Below are 17,265 nucleotides of genomic sequence, written 5' to 3' on the forward strand. Positions count from 1 at the left end.
AGAAAATCATTATTTAAGAATAATCGAGCTATATGGTTTCAGTTTAATCTTTTTATGACTGAGGATAGCTGATTCTAGTTGATATAGCACATCGGTCACCCCCTCTGGCTGCTCTATCTCTACCTCCTGGTCGCTGATGTTATGAAAAACATGTGCTTTCTCACCCTGATAAGATCTAACATACGCCATAATTGCCTTTGGAGTGTCAACTGCAGCAGCCTGAAGGTCACCTAATGTCAGGACTTTGCTGCTCTGCCTTAATTGGATGACCTGTTTATAGTGACTGAAAAAACTTTCCGCGTGGTCTTTTTGCTGAGCTAAAGGTGTGACGGTCTTATCTGTAGAATGCTTAGGGGCTATCCAGGTAGTTCTGCCTGTATCTTTTGTTTCTACATCCCAAAGAAAAGGCTCTCTAATATGTTCATCAGGTTTTTCACCGAGCATACCGATCTCTTCCCCGTAATACAAATAAGGTGCTCCGGGCATAGTCATCAGTATGGCAAGGGCCTGCTTTGCTTTCATCCTGTCCCCATTGAGACTGCTGAGCAGCCTCGGCTGGTCATGATTAGATGAAAAGGTAGCATCTATAAAATCATCAGTGATATTGTTATAATAACTCAATATCTCTATCTGCCGCTCCACCAGCTTATGGCCATCTGTCTCTTTATATGCATCCAGGAGGGTATAGTGGAAATCGAAGTTAAAGAGTGCGGGCAATCCTGGAAGGTAAGGCGCTACTACTTCCTTCATATCATATACCTCTCCTACCAGGTAGACATCAGGTTTCACTTTCTCCATTTCAGCTCGGAAAGCTTTCCAAAAGGCGTGGTTGTCATCTGGCCTATCATCGGGGTATATGTGTTTGGCGGCATCCAGCCTGAAGCCATCTACACCTATTTCTTCAAGCCAATATCTGCCTATTTCGTATATTTCCTCTCTTACTGCCGAATTGTCAAAGTTGAGGTCAGGCATCCCTCCGGTGAAAAAACCATAATAATAATCCTCCCCTTCTCCTGGATCATGCCATTGTCGGATATTGTCCGAATCAAGAGTAGTTTTCTTTTTATTGATGTGATCGGCTATGGTATCTTTATGTGCCCATACATAGTAATCTCGGTAAGGATTCTCCCTACCTTTTTTTGCTTCCATAAACCAGGGGTGCTCGTCACTGGTATGGTTGATGATCATATCGATTACTATTTTAATGTTATTTTTATGTGCCTTTTCTATCAGTTGCTTAAAATCTTCCATTGTCCCATAGTCTGGGTGGATAGCTTTATAATCTGTCACATCATATTTATGGTAACTCGGAGATGGCATCAGAGGCATAAACCAAATCGCGTCCACTCCTAGCTCCACGACATGGTCTAATTTTTCCGTCACTCCTTTAATATCCCCTATACCATCATTATCTGTATCGTAAAAAGACTGGATGAATATTTCATAAGTGATCCCAGCCTTAGGCCATAGGTCGCCTGGTCTACCGTTACCGGGAAGCTCTGAAGTTTGGGCACAGCTAGACATCATCAGACCTGCACCGGCTATACAAAGGGCTTTTTTTATTATATGCATATCTTAATATGGTATTAAAAAGAAAAAGCCACTAATATCTTAGTGACCTTTTAGCTCTAATTCTTTACTAGTTAATTAATTTCTATCTATACAGTTCAACATGTCAAATGCTATTTCAAGACGTTTGACGAAATTCTCCTCCCCTTTTCTCAACCAGTTACGGGGGTCATAAAACTTCTTATTTGGTTTGTCATCCCCTTCTGGATTACCCAGCTGGGTCTCGAGATATCCTTCATTGGCATGATAGAATTTAAGGATACCTTCCCAGAATGCCCACTGCATATCTGTATCAATATTCATTTTTACAGAACCATAACTATTGGCTTCTCTGATTTCTTCCACAGTAGACCCTGAACCACCATGAAACACAAAACTTACCGGTTTCCCAGATGTCCCGTATTTTTCATTGATGAAATCCTGTGAATTTTTTAGTATTTTAGGAGTAAGACTTACATTACCTGGTTTATATACGCCATGAACATTACCAAATGCAGCTGCAATGGTAAAGCTGTCACCTATTTTCTTTAGCTCTTCATAAGCATAAGCCACTTCCTCAGGCTGGGTATATAATTTGGAACTGTCTACATCCGTATTGTCTACACCATCTTCTTCCCCACCGGTTACACCTAGCTCTATCTCTATACCCATCTCCAGCTTACTGAATTCTCTAAAATACTGGGCAGAGGTCTTTATATTTTCTTCCAGGCTTTCTTCTGATAAGTCCAGCATATGTGAACTGAAAAGCGGCTTACCAAAAGCTTGATAATATGCCTTACCTTCCTCTAAGAGACCATCTATCCACGGTAGTAGTTTTTTGGCGGCATGATCTGTATGAAGGACTACCGGTACACCATATGCTTCTGCCATTTTATGCACGTGCATAGCACCAGATACACCACCGGCTATAGAAGCCTGCTGCTTATCGTTGGCCAGGCCTTTTCCGGCAAAAAACTGAGCTCCTCCATTGGAAAACTGGATCATAACTGGAGAGTTTACTTTCTTAGCAGTTTCAAAAACTGCATTCACGGTACTAGTATTGATCACATTTACCGCTGGTAAAGCAAATTCGCTTTCTTTGGCATAATCTAAAAGGTCTTTAAGTTCCTGTCCGTACTTTACTCCTGGTTTGAATTTCATAAATTTAAAATTTTTATCAAGGTTAAATGGTATATGAAAAGACGCTGCCATTTGCCGACTTGATCTATCATATTACCAAAGATATAAACACTATACTAAAAAATCACCCCTTTTACAGGTAAAGTTCTTCGTTCCATCTGATATAAACAGCCAAAACCCTTATGGCTTGACAGGAAATCGATTGAGATTTAAAAAAAATTAAAATGGTCACAAAGTAAATGGATCACCTACTAGGTCATGAGATTATAATTCCACCTCACAATAACACAGATGTTCTTCACGAACAGGCTCAGTTTGGTAATCAGGCATCGTCACTTCCAGCATATATATGATCGATAAATGCTTAATTCTCTTTTCTGGATTTAATGAATTCCATTCAGTAATTAAATAGTCGCAAAGATAAGGTCTATAATGGGCATTGTCTATTGGAAGTATATTTTCACCATATTTTCGCCATCGATCATTTTTTACAAGATCTGATATCAGTTCCGGTCTTTCCATACTGAGTGGGGCACCATCCCTGAGCAAGTCTATGTTGTTGCCATTCTCCTGAACTCCTAAATATATAAACCAACCATCATCCTTATAGACTGAAGGGGCAAACATCCCCCACTGCTGATGAAGTTTAAATAGATCCCCTATCCATATCATATTATCAGGAATGACTTTTTTACCCACTGTCTGCATGTTCCAACCCAAAACATAAATTAAGGCCAGCGAGACGAGGATTTCAGAATATAAAACAGGTTTGGGTGGATGGATTGTTTTCTCTTTAGAAGATATATATTTTAAACGCAATCGGACAACAGCACCTTCCCATTTTTTGATGGTTTCTCTGAATCGATATTGTACTTTATCCAAGAAATCAGTAGGGATGAGACCTATCATAATCACTACTCCCGTTATGGAAAAAAGTCCTACGTTCATCGTCAGGAATATCCCAAACTGCAGTAAGGCTATAGCGACTATAATGACCATACGTATCCACTTGTTAAAAAATGGTACAAAAAGCAACAGTGGCAAAAAAAACTCAATATAAAAAACGCTTGCCGTCATATACGTCATCAGATCATAATAGGGATACATCAGCCTGCCTATAGGTCTGGTCAGCTGGTCAAGACTTAAGGCATAATATATGGCGGTATAATCAGTCCTCCACTCCGGAGAGGACTTAAGCAAGGCAGAAAAATAGTACAAAAAAGCTATCTGGCATATATATGCTATTCCCGCAAAAGATTCGTATACATGAGATTTTTTCACCTGTATATTTTTCAATGAATCAAAGGAATACAAATAACCCCAAGGAAGGAAAATCCCCCAGAATACCATCATCCTAAGCAGGTGGTCTCCTGCTTGAATTATAAGCGGGTTCCTATTATGTAAAGACATAAGAAAAATCCAGGTAAGGATGGTGCTCCACTTAGTCTTATACCCTACTAATAGGCAAAAAACGCAGGCCGCGTAGATAGCAAATAGGACGGAAAGTAAGTAGGGATGCTCCGTTAGATTGAAAAGTGAAGTGTAGTATGGGTTCCATAGATAAGCAAATAATGCCTTAAGCGGTAACACCCCCTGTCCGGAATAGAATGCCTTCAGATCAGAAATCCTAAATATAATATCCGTAAGCAATATTACAGATAGGGCTATGCGCATCATGGCAATAGCCCTTAGATCCACTATAAATACAGATCTGATACTTTTAACTAAAAAATTTTGTTCCTGCATATTCATAATTACAAAAAGGCCCTTTCAATAAAAGGGCCTTTTTGTATAATTGTTTGAAAAAATCAGAAAATTCAGCATTATCCTCCAGTAGTTCCTCCGCCAGTAGTACCTCCTGTGGTTCCTGTAGTGCCACCAGTGGTGCCGCCTGTAGTACCTGTAGTCCCACCTGTAGTAGTACCGTCAGTAGTTCCAGTAGTAGTAGTAGTATCAGGAGGAGCTGGCTGAGCGTCGTCATCATCGGTACAGGCACTCATTCCGAGCGCAAACATTAAACAGACTAACAATGTCATTTTCAAGATCGAATCCAGTTTTGATGGCTTTTTTTCATTAGAATTTGTCATAGAATTAAAATTTTAATTTAAACATTTTACTCAGATATAATACAGAACAAAGAGATAAAGTAAAAGTTTTAATTTTATTACACCATATTTTAATTTAAACAAGAATATTTATCACTACAACGTATAAAAATTACCTAAATATTATTATTATCTAATAATAGTAATAGATAGTAGTATTTTTAAACTGAATTTTGGATAGATTTTTTTTATAAAAAATTCTTATTACTTATAAAATTTAATTCAATGCTATCCTTCCGCAGTTGATACACAAACTAATGAATAATCAACAGGCTATTCGAATAATACTCTCAAGCCTACTGCCGGAATCTGCTTAGAACTTAAAAATTTTTCAGGAGGAATGTTTTTATCTTAGCGCCTTACTATAGGAAAATTTAAACGCCCCCTTTCCATCAAGTGTTTATGTAATCACAGGCCTACCAAACATATGAAAACGTGAAATGATAGGCACAAAAAGCATCATACTCCTATTTCAGTAAACCTAAAGGGTAATTAAACCTGAATAGAAAAGCCTACTTCAACCATAAATTTAGTGATACAGGGTACTGATTTAGCACCCTGTCTCTGAAAACTATCTTTCCCAAAAAGGAGGAGGGGTGATACCTAATGCCCGCAAATAAACATATGACTGCCCTCTGTGGTGGATTTCATTATCAATAAAATACAGAATAGTGGAAATGATGGTGCCCTCATATTGACCAAAAGCCAGTATGCTTTTTTGGAAAGCATCCGTAGAAAGTTTTTCCCACAAACCTGGAAGGGTTTCTGAAGTCTTATCCCACATTTCCAGCAGCTGTAGCTTGGTATTCACCATCAAATTCTCGTTTAGTTCTTCTTTTTTGCCAGTGGCGATTTCTTTAAGGCCTGGTTCAGCTATGGCTAAGAGTTCTTTGACCATATCTGCAAAAGGCCTCATCCCACCGATACTAAAGTTAAATAACTCATCCTCAGGAAAAATCGCTATCACTTTACGGGTAAGGCCACGGTGCGCCTGCCAGTGTTCAAAAAGCTGCTGAGGTGTAATTACCGCCTCCTGATTAATACTTGATCCTTTAGTTTCCATATATTTGTGTTTTTTTAATGATAAGCAAAGTAATCTGCCCATAGTGACAGCCATATGTCAGCAGTTATAAAAAATATTTCTATATTCAGAAAACACCTTTCATTAGAAACATAAAACCGGTTTTTTAGTACATGAACAGATTGGACAGATTGACCGCTATACTTACACAGATTCAATCCAAAAGATGGATTACATCTCATGAAATAGCTAAACGATTTAATATTACTATCAGAACGGTATACCGGGACATCAGAGCGTTGGAAGAAGCCGGTGTTCCCATCATAAGTGAAGCTGGAAAAGGATATTCACTTATAGAAGGATATAGACTCCCACCGGTAATGTTTACACGAGAGGAAGCGCTATCTTTTGTCCTTGCTGATAAACTACTTGAAAACATAAGTGACAAAGAAAGCGGCAAGCAATTTACTTCAGCCCTTTTCAAAATCAAATCAGTGCTGAAAAGCAGTGAAAAAGACACACTGGATTCAATGGGACCCCAGGTAAAGATCATCAGCAGGATCAACCCCACTCAAGGTCAGGATAACACGCTACACATTATTCTCAACAGCCTCTCTTCCAAAAAAGTCTTGGAAATGCAATACCTATCTTTTGATAAGGCAGAGGTTACCCTGAGGGAGGCTGAACCTATAGGGATATATTATTCCTTTGAACAATGGTACTTTATCGGCTGGTGCAGGTTGAGGAAAGCTTATAGAACGTTCAGGCTGGATCGGATCCAGTCCATTTCTATGAAAGATGGCAATTATACTACTCCTCATCCAAGTTTGAAAGATTATCTGGACAAAATAAAAAAAGAACAAAAGCTTACCAAGGTGGTACTGAGCATCGACCATTCCATGAGAAAATACATCCAGGTTGAGAAATATAAATGGGGTTTTGTAATGGAAACAGACAAAGGTAATGCAATGGAACTTACTTTTATGACTTCATCACTTGAAGGTTTTACGCGTTGGGCACTGATGATGGGTGATTTTATAAAGGTCATAGAACCCCAGATGCTGATAACAATGATGAAACAATTACTTGCACAGATTGCTTCAAAAATTGAAAAAAATGAACAAAATCCCGAACTGCTGACATAAGGCTGTCATCATGCTATAGTTTCTTTGGAGTTCATATTTAAACTTTCAAAATCATGACCATTCTGGAAACATTTAAAAAAGAATTGACCAATGAATCTGTTACTACCAAAAAAATGCTAAGCCTGATCCCAGCAGACAAATGGCAGTGGAAGCCACACTTTAAGAGTATGAATATCCTTCGCCTGGCTAATCATATCGCTGAACTGCCTGGCTGGATTGGCCAAGTTCTTAATCATGATGGGCTGGATATTGGCATTCATCCTTACATACCCAATGAATTTGCAAACACATCAGCTTTACTAGCCTTCTATGACAAACTGTATGAGAAAGCCCAGATTGATCTGTCAGCGGCACATGATATTGACCTTGAAAAAGTTTGGACACTCAGAAATGGAAATATTATATTCAGCACTGATACCAAATACAACATGCTAAGGATGTCTTTTAGTCAGGTGATTCATCACAGAGCCCAGTTAGGTGTTTATCTTCGAATGTTGGAAGTGCCTATTCCAGGTAGCTATGGAGCCAGTGCAGATGAAGAATAACTATGAACTTCAATAAAGCTTTAAGAACTCTAATCAAGTATATGAGTAAAAGAACTGCAAACTTATAGCTCAATCCTCCACCTAAAGTACACTGGACATCATAGGATAGGGCCTGCTCGCATCATCAAAGAATCTGTCATAAGCGACAAATAGGTTCGGGCAGGCCGTTTCTCCATGATGAAAACTTTAGCTTCAGACCTATAATTGACCTGATTTGGCATAAGCTTGAAATAAAATATAATCAGAATGATTTCTGCCATAAAGCTTGTTATGGGGATCTATACCGTAAATATCATTCATCACCACCCATTTATCCTACCCTATCCTCTTCCGTACAGTTGATGCTTCGCTAGCGGTAAGCTCTTAATCATTGTAAGTAGAATCATAGGCTTACCCTTTATTCACTCTGTTCGAAACTGCCTGTTTGATCCCCGGTACCCCATCGTCTTAGACATAAAACATGCGGTACTTATCACCCAACTTGGTAATGTCAGCATCTATATCAGTGACATCTTTTGTATTCAAAAAGAAGCCTTGGCGCTGTTTCATCCGGTCAAAGGCACCATGTACATAGGCATAGTATACCTTATTGTTTCCTGAGCCGTACAGATCTTCTGATCTTTCCCATTCGGTTTCCCTTATGCCCTCTCTCTGGGTAAATATATGCAGATAATCATGGCTACTTAAAAGGATCCATCCAGTCCCCTCTAGATATGTGGATCTCGTGTCCCCTTCTGCACCGCTACCGGATCACCTACTATTACCTGGCATCCATTATTCACATCCATAAAGTGGTATCCCTCTTTACGTAGGGCCTTATGGTGACCCTGTGTTTCATCTTTAAAATATACCAATAGATAGGCAGCCACTACATCTTCCTCGATTACATTTGAAAGGCAGCTTATCACGCATAAGCTATACAAAAAGAGAGGTAATATATCTTACATATTAAATTTTTTGAGCTTAATTATTTCGAAACCACCAATACTGCTGAACTCCTACCTTCCAAAAGCATGTTTATCTTTGTCCCTTCAATATTTACAACATTATCATTCAATACGTCAATATAGGTCAACGGTGTTTTGACAGTAAGGTGAATAAGTTTAGTTTCTTCACTTGTATTAAAAACAGCTATGGCTTCATCTTTACCGTCATACCTACTATAAGCCAAAACTTTAGCAGCATCATCCACTTTAATAAAGTCAATGTCCCCTAGGACCAATACGGGGTAATCCTTACGCAGCCTGATCAGCTTACGGTAATAATTAAAAACCTCATCATCAAAGACCACCTCATCTTTAGGCCTGCTTTTGCCTAAAGGATGAGTAGTCTCAGGACTAAAATTATAATCTTTCCAAATAAGTGGTTTACGTGTGCCGGGATCATCTGCACCCCACATCCCCATTTCATCTCCTGCCCAAATGTGAGGCGCACCTATATAAGTATATTGATGTGCCAATAGCAGTCTTAATGTCTGATAGGTTTCGGCATCTGGTTTGTGGATTTTGTAGTCAGGGTTTTCTTCTGGCTTTGCCTGGTACTTATTTTTGGTTTTATTGTAAAGGGAGGTAAGTGTTCGGGGCACATCGTGACTGGAAGTAAGGTTCATCATGGCATGATTACTTACTTCTCTTAAATTACTTCTAAAAGAATTTAAGCTATCTACAAATTCCGACACTGATATTTCATCCGGAGAAGCATTAAAAAAATGCCTTGCCGCTCGGTACCATCTATAATTCATGGGAGCATCGAATATATCTCCACGTAGAAAAGGTTCAGGATCTATCATGGTATCCGGCCACTGCTGCCACCATACCTCTCCCACCAGCATAGCATCAGGATTAACTTCGCGTACCACTTCTCTATACTGCCGCCAAAAACCCAGCGGGACTTCGGCTGCCACATCTAATCTGAAGCCATCTACTCCGTCGGATGGATCTCCATCTCCATTGGGATCAAGCCATCTTCTGGTTATTGCAAAAATATGATTTTTAACCGCTTCGCTATACAGGTCCCCTTCATAAGCGTTTATACCTTTAGTCATATCAGCATGGACTGTTTTTTTGATTTCCGGCAGATCAGGTACGCCTGCCCAACCGCTAAATTCAAACTCATTCATGGACGTACTGGGATCATCAAAAAGCTTGACATCATACCAATCCGAAAAATCAGACGCCTTTTGATGTTCAAGTATATCCTGCCAGGCCCAAAAGGTATGACCGGTATGGTTCCAGGAATAATCCAGAATGACTTTAATCCCCCTTTCATGGCAGGCCTCTATCACTCGGAGAAACATTTTATCAGCGGCAGTAAACTTCCAGGTATCAAGATCTTCCGGCGTCTCTGCAGCCATTATCCTGGTATCATTTTCCGGGTCAGGACCGAAATTCCTATCTATGTGTCTCCAGTGGCGCGCATCATACTTGTGCAGTGATGGAGCATCATTGAGTGGATTGAAATAAATGGCGGAAACTCCCAATGAATCCAAATAGTCCATCTGGTCCAGCACACCCTGCAAATCTCCTCCATATCTTCTGGCCTGTAGCTTCTGGTCTAGAGTTGAAATTTTGTTCCCTACAAAATCCTCTGCTTCATCCAATTCCTTAAAATAAGGATCCGGCTCATACCAATCCTGAGTCCACGGAGTGACGGACCACCCACTTGGTATCACTCCAGGATAAGCACCTACCATATCTATTGGCCTAGGATCATTATCTGGATCCCCATTTCGAAATCGTTCTACAAAAATCTGATACCAAACAGCTGTTTTTGCCCACTCCGGCGGATCTTCAAACGCTGTCGAGGAAACACTATACTCTTTAGAATACTGTACCCCAAAATCATCCTCCTGATTTACCAAAACCTGCTCCGAGCGGCAGCTTAATGTAACCAGTAATATTGTCATGTATTTAAAGCTTCTTTTCATTTTTTTACATTTTGTTTTTCGAAGATCTGGTGGGATCTTATGTAAAATACAATCATCCCATTGTGTGAGTTAGTCCCCCATGCTCAATTATATTTTTATAATATTTAAAGTATAATTAATGCATGCCTGTTTTACAGGTATTACTTAAAATATTATACATTTTATCATAGTCTGACATACAATATCGGTGATTTCATTTTTCAATAGAAAGCTTCAAAATTATGGGGTAATTAATTTATACTCCTCATAAGTATTAAATAAAATCTGACCCATTACCATATAACCTCTGAATTTTCGAAAAAAAAAGATACCGATTTAAAAACCGGTATCTTTTATATAACTTTTTTCAGGCGGTTTCATAAAATACAACACCTTTAGCTAGCCATGGTTAAATATACTTTTAGTACCCAGGATTTTGCTGTAAAGTTGGATTAGCGATAAGATCAGCCTGTGGCAATGGATACAAATTCCTGAAATCAGCTACTCCTGTCCCGTTAAAAGTTCCACCTTTCCACTGCCATACATAACTGTTTCCGGTAAATCTACCAAAACGGATCAGGTCGGTTCGCCTGGTAGCTTCCCATTTCAATTCTCTCGCCCTCTCATCTATGATGAAGTCAAGGTTCAGCTGAGTGGCAGTGATGTTACCACTGGCATTGCCATAGGCTCTTGCTCTCAACTCATTAATATAGCCTAGAGCCTGCTGGGCTGTTCCGCCTGTACCTCCTCTTAATACAGCTTCCGCATACATCAGATAGGCATCTGCAAGTCTAAACAATGGAAAGTCCACACTTACCTGATCACTTACGGGTCCAGCAGGTCTAGCATTGGTCTCCTTGGTTATATTACGGAATTTGATGACACCATATCCATCTTGGAATACAGAGATATTTTCTACATCCTTTTGCTGTCCATTTGTATGGAAAAGGCCTCTGGAATCAGGTATCCCATTCACGTTTGGATATAAATCCACTAATTCCGGTCTGGCTCTCATACCTGCCCATCCTCCTGGGACCCCAAAATTATAAAACTGGGCCATGTTGCCGCCTATTGCTCCATTCACTAAGAATGTAGCGCCGCCCCATGCCTGGGTATTTACCTGATCATAGGCTATAGGAAATATGATTTCATTTGACTGGTCATTGTCTGCAAAGAACAAATGTTCATAAACAGGCTCTAAGGTATAGCCAGCACTTATTACTTCATTTAATTGAGCTATAGCATCAGTGTATCGGGCTTCTCCGATGTACACCTCTGCATTTAGGTACATCTTGGCAAGTAACATCCTGGCAGCACCCTGATCTGCCCTGGCATATTCATGCTGTCTGGGGGCTACCATATCCGGTATAATACTCAGAAGTTCGCTTTCTATATAGGTAAAGAGTGACCTTCTATCTGTTTGGGGAGGAAAAAAATAATCAATGGCATCACCTTCTGTTACAAAAGGAACATTGCCATACAAATCTAAAGCATGATAGTAAGAAAGTGCTCTAAGGAACCTGGCTTCTGCTCTATATATCCTGGCAGTGACTTGATCTTGTTCAGAAATACCTCTTTCGGCCATATTGGCATCACTTGTTTCTCTGATAAATTCACTGGCGAGTGTAATCTGGTAAAATATCCTATAATACATAGCTGCAATAAAGCCATTGTCTGAAGACCATGTCAAAGTATTCAGCGTGGGCAGACCTTCATCGTTCCAGGAAATGATCGCCTCATCTGTAGGTATTTCCTGCAGTTTCCAGTATGCTCTCAGATAAGTAGAAGCTCCTTCATCCTGGCCACCTATATCTCCTCTGCCATCCGGACCGGACTGTCCTGCGATAGCCAGCCCGGCATACATCTTAGCCAGCACTTGTATATAATTATCAAAATCATTGTAAACCTGAACAGACGTTAACTCCCCATAGGGATCTATGTCTAAATCGGTACATGCCGTGACGGATATAAACATACCCATAGCCAAGGCTATTATTTTTAGAAATCTATTGTTCATCTCTTTTATGTTTTCTTAGGTTCCGAATCTCCTTAGAAAGAAGTTTCAGTATTTGAATGATTTAATTAAAATCCAAAATTTACCCCTACGGAGAAAATCCTTGGGAATGGATAAAAATTGTTATCTATCCCTCCAGGTACCTCAGGATCTATTCCTGAATAGTTGGTGATGACAAATGCATTTTGTACCGTAGCATTTGCTCTGAGATTTACATTACCGTTAAAGATACTTCCGAAGTTATATCCTAATGCTATATTTTCCATTCTGACAAAGGAGGCATCTTCTAGGAAATGATCAGATCTAAGCCTATAATTTTGGAAATCTGTGTTCAATATATCAGCATTCAAGTTATTTAAATAACCAGGGAACCTTAAGCTCTGGTAAGCTGTAGTAGATCGCACATTGTTATATACTTTTTGCCCCATATTACCCCTGACCACAAAGCTGAAATCCCAACTTTTATACCTTAATTGAGAATTAAATCCAAAGAAGTAACGTGGATCAGGAAAACCCGCTCTGTAAAGGTCCTGCTCATTGATTATTCCATCTCCGTTTCTATCCACGTATGCATCTTCAATAGGTGCTCCTGCATTATCATACACTTGCTCCCAGACATAGAATGAGTTGGGTTGGAATCCTACTGTATGAACCTGAATAGTATTGCCTGTACCACCTGCTATTTCCCCTACCAATATACCTACTGCATCTTCGGCTACATTGCTTAGACTAAGGATATTGGTCCGGTTATAAGTAAAATTGGCACCTATGTCCCAATTCATTTCCGTATTTCTTAAAATGTTGTAGTTAACAGCAAATTCAAAACCGTAGTTTTCAATATTTCCCACGTTGGTGAACAATTGGTTGGTCAGGTTAGTACCTGCTGGCACTGGTATGATGGCCAACAGGTCATTGGTCCTTTTATAGTAGTAATCCACAGCCCCGAATACCTTACCATTTAAAAACTCATAATCCAGACCAGCATTCCAGGTTTCGGTTTCTTCCCATCGGATATTTCTGTCATAACCTTCCGGCCTTAAAGTGTTGAAAAATTGGTTGCCAAATCTATATCTGGCCGCATCATCACTGACTGTATACCTTTGAAGGAAAGGAAAGTATGATCCAATTTCCTGCTGTCCGGTCATACCGTAACCTAATCTAAGTTTAAAGTCTGTAAGGACTCCATTATCTACAAGAAAGTTCTCTTCACTTATCCTCCATGCCGCAGCCAAAGAAGGAAATACGCCCCACCTATTTTCTGGACTGAACCTGGATGATCCATCTGTTCTTAAAGTAGCTGTAAGGAGATACCTGTCCCTTAAGCTGTAATTCACCCTACCAAAAAAAGAAATTAACCTAAATTGTGGTCTAGTTTCTATACCGGCAGGTGTCAGCTCCACTCCTGCTTCATTTACCCTAGCAAATTCTGGGTTTTCTATATAAAAATCCTGCCATGAATATCCAGCCGTCACGTCAAATCTACCGGCACGGTCAAAGTCCCTAACATAATTAAGGTAAAAATCTGCCAGCAGGTTTCTCTTGTTCTGTGCATAAGGTCCTATAGAACCACCTTCATTGAAACTTACAGCAGAATTAGATGGTATATAAACCGTACCTTCACTTCTACTGACGTCATAACCCAGATTTAAGTTTGCCCTTAATCCTGGTAAAAAAGGGAGGGTATAGTCTAACTGTAGATTACCAAGGCTCCTCTGCACTTCCCCCCTATCATCTTGCTGCTCTAGAAGACCCAGCGGGTTACGTGGTGCAAGAAGCTGTGGTGACCTTGGAATTATAGCTCCAAATTCATCCCTGGCAGGATTACCGGTAGCATCTAAGACTTGAGGATTTTTCCATTCAAAATACCCTCCAAATTGAGGATTTTCCGGATCATAAACAGGTTGCGTAGGATCAAATGCCGCTGCAGCACCTATGGCATCCTGGTTGGCAAATCTGTTTTTGGTAATAGCTCCCCTCACATTTAAGTTTACCTTGAGCTGATCATTAAATAAAGAAGGGCTTAGATTCAGACCAGCGGTAGTTCTATTCATATGGTCGGTTCTTAATACTCCTGCCTGATCCAGATACCCTACTGATACCCTATAAGGCAAACCTTTATAAGATCCGCTAATGTTTACATTATTATCAGAAGTTACTGCATCTCTAAATATGACATCCTGCCAATTAGTATTGGACTCCCCCAGAAGAGCGGCTTGTGAAGGTGTAGCTTGCTGTCCGACCACTTGCCTGAACTGATCTGCATTCAGTACATCTACTGTGCTAGCCACTTGAGAAACAGACACCAGTGAACTGACGTTCACGCTCAGCGCCTGATCTCTTTTACCTTTTCTGGTCGTAATTAAGATGACACCATTAGATGCCCTAGATCCATAGATAGCCGCTGCCGATGCATCTTTCAGGATATCAAATGTCTCAATATCATTTGGATTAAGGAAATTTAAAGGATTGGCTGAACCTGCCATCTCTGTATTGTCCAAAGGTACACCGTCGATCACGATCAGAGGATCGTTGGTAGCATTTAGGGAAGAACCCCCGCGGATCCGGATCCGGCCCCCTGCTCCTGGCGCGCCACTGGCTGGACTGATCTGTACACCTGCTATTTTACCGGTTATGAGCTGTTCTGGATTGGTAACCTGTCCCACATTGAAATCATCCCGGGTAACAGACCCAACAGATCCGGTAAGATCCGACTTTCTCTGTGTACCATAGCCCACTACCACTACTTCATCTAGCTGCTTGGTATCTCCTGCGAGCTCTACATTGATAATAGACTGGTTATTCACAGGGACTTCTCTTCTCGTATAACCTATAAATGTATATACCAAAACGGCATCAGCTTCCCTGATCTCTATAGTATAACTTCCGTCTATGTCTGTGGTAGTACCTCTGGTGGTACCTTTTATACTCACATTAACAAATGGAAGCTCTTCACCTGTATTTTGGTCGGTGACCCTACCCGTTACTGTTCGGTCCTGTGCCACAACTTCCTGCCAGCACATTAAAGACAGCATTATAACCGTAAATTTAATAACGGTATACACTTTTCGCATAACTGTTTATTTTTGGATTTATTTGTTAAATTATTTATACTTTTTAAACAAAAAATTCAATTCAATATAGATAAACGATTTTTTTAACTGAAATCGATTTTCTCTACTACAGAACCTTATTTTTAATTTTAGGAAATATTAACAAAAATTTAACCCTCTAGCAAATGATAATTCAGGAAAAATCCAGCTCAGTTATATGCAATCGAAACCGCAATCGATTTCGTAACTAAAATATTTATTTTATCTGCCAAATATTTTAGAAATATAACCATATAATAAAGCTGTTTTCGGAATTATATTCTGAAATTTATGTAATTTTCAGAGTTCAATTTCATGTCAATAAAATACAATTATTCATAAATTAGTAGGGAAATATGTAATTAGCTGATTATAAGCCTCTCCTATACCTAATAGATGACAGACAGGTATATGAAAAAGTATGTTTTATTTATTACCCCTACAAATGAAACAATAATAGGGATGGTCTATTATCTTTATCAAATCCTAACACTATAAAAAACCGTTAGTTAAGCTAATATTAATAACCCATATATGAGAATAGGACAAGCTACCATTAAAGATATTGCCAAAGCCTTAAATGTATCTGCCTCTACCGTATCTAGAGCATTAAAGGATTACCCCGGTATCAGCCAAGAAACGAAAAAGAAAGTAAAGGAACTGGCTGAAAAATTAAATTATCGTCCCAATGCCGTAGCTTTAAGCCTTAGAAAAAGTAAGACTTTCACCATAGGAGTCATCATACCTGAAGTGGTCCATTTCTTTTTTTCTACCGTAATCAGTGGAATAGAAGAAGTAGCTTTTGCCAACGGTTATAATGTGATTCTCTGCCAGACCAACGAAAACCTGGAGCGTGAAATATCCAGTGTAGAAACCATCATTTCCAATCAGATAGATGGACTGCTTATCAGTTTCTCCAAAGAAACCACTGACTTTTCTCATTTTAAAAAATTACTGGACCATCAGTTCCCCATTGTTTTCTTCGACAGGGTGCCAGACCTACAGGATACAGTAAATGTCACAGTAGATGATTACTCCGGCGCTTACGAAGCGGTGAAGCACCTGATTGACCAAAATTACAAAAAAATCATGCATCTGGCCGGACCAAAAAACCTTTTGATCAGCGCCAAAAGAAAAGAAGGATATACCCATGCCCTAAAAGAAGCCGGTATAGCCATAGACGAAAACCTTATCAGAGAATGCCGTATAGGTACCCAACAGGAAACCTATGAAATCTGTTTAGATTATTTTAAAGATGAAACTACCAGACCGGATGCTGTATTTGCCGCAAATGATGTGGCAGCAGCAGGTGCCATGAAAGCGGTGCAGGAACTTGGACTTAAAGTCCCGGAAGATGTAGGGATAGTAGGGTTCAGCGACTGGCAGTTTTCTGCCATGATGAACCCTCCACTATCCACGGTATCACAGCCGGGATTCGAAATAGGTGAAAGGTCCATGCAACTGCTGATTGACATGATCAATTCCAACAAAGAAGAAGCATTTGTGCCCAAGACTGAAATATTAGAAACAGCGCTTATCATAAGAGGGTCTTCTTCCAGAATAAAAAAATAATATATGGATAATGAATGGAAATTTCCTAAAAATCGATTGAATTAGATATCTATCTGATAGTCTAGCATAGTAAAAGTAGGGGAATGGTAAAAATATACTTTTATCGTGTCATACCTCCTTTTTTCCATATCAATTTCCAGTCTATTTTAGCCCATAAAGTATTCCTCTTCGCGTAAGGGGC

12 protein-coding genes are annotated in these 17,265 nt (G+C 39.6%); 3 read left to right on the forward strand and 9 right to left on the reverse strand.

All coding sequences use genetic code 11. The annotated features are described in order from the left end of the window. Nucleotides 1-9 precede the first annotated feature (9 nt). The 5 genes from EL17_RS03185 to EL17_RS03205 form a co-directional block, all read right to left on the reverse strand. Nucleotides 10-1,572: an alpha-amylase family glycosyl hydrolase gene (locus EL17_RS03185; protein WP_394332155.1), complete on the reverse strand. Its 1,563-nt coding sequence runs from the start codon at nucleotides 1,570-1,572 to the stop codon at nucleotides 10-12. A 75-nt stretch (nucleotides 1,573-1,647) separates the two neighbouring features. After that, complete coding sequence (fbaA, locus tag EL17_RS03190; protein WP_035070201.1) at nucleotides 1,648-2,709, reverse strand: class II fructose-bisphosphate aldolase; 1,062 nt, start codon at nucleotides 2,707-2,709, stop codon at nucleotides 1,648-1,650. A 243-nt stretch (nucleotides 2,710-2,952) separates the two neighbouring features. Next, nucleotides 2,953-4,434, reverse strand: coding sequence for a hypothetical protein (locus tag EL17_RS03195; RefSeq protein ID WP_164674933.1), 1,482 nt, complete (start codon nucleotides 4,432-4,434; stop codon nucleotides 2,953-2,955). 77 nt (nucleotides 4,435-4,511) lie between these two features. After that, nucleotides 4,512-4,775, reverse strand: coding sequence for a hypothetical protein (locus tag EL17_RS23030; protein ID WP_084166101.1), 264 nt, complete (start codon nucleotides 4,773-4,775; stop codon nucleotides 4,512-4,514). 589 nt (nucleotides 4,776-5,364) lie between these two features. Further along, nucleotides 5,365-5,856, reverse strand: coding sequence for a DinB family protein (locus EL17_RS03205; RefSeq protein WP_035070013.1), 492 nt, complete (start codon nucleotides 5,854-5,856; stop codon nucleotides 5,365-5,367). A gap of 131 nt (nucleotides 5,857-5,987) precedes the next feature. On the opposite strand from EL17_RS03205, the gene EL17_RS03210 reads away from it, so the two are divergent. Both EL17_RS03210 and EL17_RS03215 read left to right on the forward strand, forming a co-directional pair. Further along, complete coding sequence (locus tag EL17_RS03210; protein WP_035070015.1) at nucleotides 5,988-6,959, forward strand: helix-turn-helix transcriptional regulator; 972 nt, start codon at nucleotides 5,988-5,990, stop codon at nucleotides 6,957-6,959. Between the two features lie 53 nt (nucleotides 6,960-7,012). Then, on the forward strand, nucleotides 7,013-7,504 hold the full coding sequence (locus EL17_RS03215) for a DinB family protein (RefSeq protein WP_035070017.1): 492 nt from the start codon (nucleotides 7,013-7,015) through the stop codon (nucleotides 7,502-7,504). Nucleotides 7,505-8,211: 707 nt separating this feature from the next. On the opposite strand, the gene EL17_RS03220 is transcribed toward EL17_RS03215, so the two are convergent. The 4 genes from EL17_RS03220 to EL17_RS03235 form a co-directional block, all read right to left on the reverse strand. After that, the gene (locus tag EL17_RS03220) at nucleotides 8,212-8,427 is read right to left on the reverse strand and encodes a hypothetical protein (protein ID WP_164674934.1); all 216 of its coding nucleotides are present in this window, start codon (nucleotides 8,425-8,427) and stop codon (nucleotides 8,212-8,214) included. Between the two features lie 44 nt (nucleotides 8,428-8,471). Further along, complete coding sequence (locus EL17_RS03225) at nucleotides 8,472-10,430, reverse strand: glycoside hydrolase family 13 protein (protein ID WP_084166102.1); 1,959 nt, start codon at nucleotides 10,428-10,430, stop codon at nucleotides 8,472-8,474. A 400-nt stretch (nucleotides 10,431-10,830) separates the two neighbouring features. Beyond that, nucleotides 10,831-12,426, reverse strand: a complete 1,596-nt coding sequence (locus EL17_RS03230; RefSeq protein WP_035070021.1) for a RagB/SusD family nutrient uptake outer membrane protein — start codon at nucleotides 12,424-12,426, stop codon at nucleotides 10,831-10,833. A 65-nt stretch (nucleotides 12,427-12,491) separates the two neighbouring features. Continuing rightward, nucleotides 12,492-15,494: a SusC/RagA family TonB-linked outer membrane protein gene (locus EL17_RS03235; RefSeq protein WP_035070023.1), complete on the reverse strand. Its 3,003-nt coding sequence runs from the start codon at nucleotides 15,492-15,494 to the stop codon at nucleotides 12,492-12,494. 552 nt (nucleotides 15,495-16,046) lie between these two features. On the opposite strand from EL17_RS03235, the gene EL17_RS03240 reads away from it, so the two are divergent. Then, entirely contained in the window at nucleotides 16,047-17,084 is a 1,038-nt protein-coding gene (locus EL17_RS03240; RefSeq protein WP_035070025.1) for a LacI family DNA-binding transcriptional regulator, read from the forward strand. The last annotated feature ends 181 nt before the right edge of the window (nucleotides 17,085-17,265 follow it).

The sequence above is a fragment of the Anditalea andensis genome (assembly GCF_000714815.1).
Lineage (GTDB): Bacteria > Bacteroidota > Bacteroidia > Cytophagales > Cyclobacteriaceae > Anditalea > Anditalea andensis.

What these genes read in the sequence shown, in the direction of transcription:
- EL17_RS03195 (WP_164674933.1), bottom strand. Translation starts at nt 4,434, where the DNA reads ATGCAGGAACAAAATTTTTTAGTTAAAAGTATCAGATCTGTATTTATA.
- fbaA (WP_035070201.1), bottom strand. Translation starts at nt 2,709, where the DNA reads ATGAAATTCAAACCAGGAGTAAAGTACGGACAGGAACTTAAAGACCTT.
- EL17_RS03185 (WP_394332155.1), bottom strand. Translation starts at nt 1,572, where the DNA reads ATGCATATAATAAAAAAAGCCCTTTGTATAGCCGGTGCAGGTCTGATG.
- EL17_RS03235 (WP_035070023.1), bottom strand. Translation starts at nt 15,494, where the DNA reads ATGCGAAAAGTGTATACCGTTATTAAATTTACGGTTATAATGCTGTCT.
- EL17_RS03205 (WP_035070013.1), bottom strand. Translation starts at nt 5,856, where the DNA reads ATGGAAACTAAAGGATCAAGTATTAATCAGGAGGCGGTAATTACACCT.
- EL17_RS23030 (WP_084166101.1), bottom strand. Translation starts at nt 4,775, where the DNA reads ATGACAAATTCTAATGAAAAAAAGCCATCAAAACTGGATTCGATCTTG.
- EL17_RS03210 (WP_035070015.1), top strand. Translation starts at nt 5,988, where the DNA reads ATGAACAGATTGGACAGATTGACCGCTATACTTACACAGATTCAATCC.
- EL17_RS03230 (WP_035070021.1), bottom strand. Translation starts at nt 12,426, where the DNA reads ATGAACAATAGATTTCTAAAAATAATAGCCTTGGCTATGGGTATGTTT.
- EL17_RS03225 (WP_084166102.1), bottom strand. Translation starts at nt 10,430, where the DNA reads ATGAAAAGAAGCTTTAAATACATGACAATATTACTGGTTACATTAAGC.
- EL17_RS03240 (WP_035070025.1), top strand. Translation starts at nt 16,047, where the DNA reads ATGAGAATAGGACAAGCTACCATTAAAGATATTGCCAAAGCCTTAAAT.
- EL17_RS03215 (WP_035070017.1), top strand. Translation starts at nt 7,013, where the DNA reads ATGACCATTCTGGAAACATTTAAAAAAGAATTGACCAATGAATCTGTT.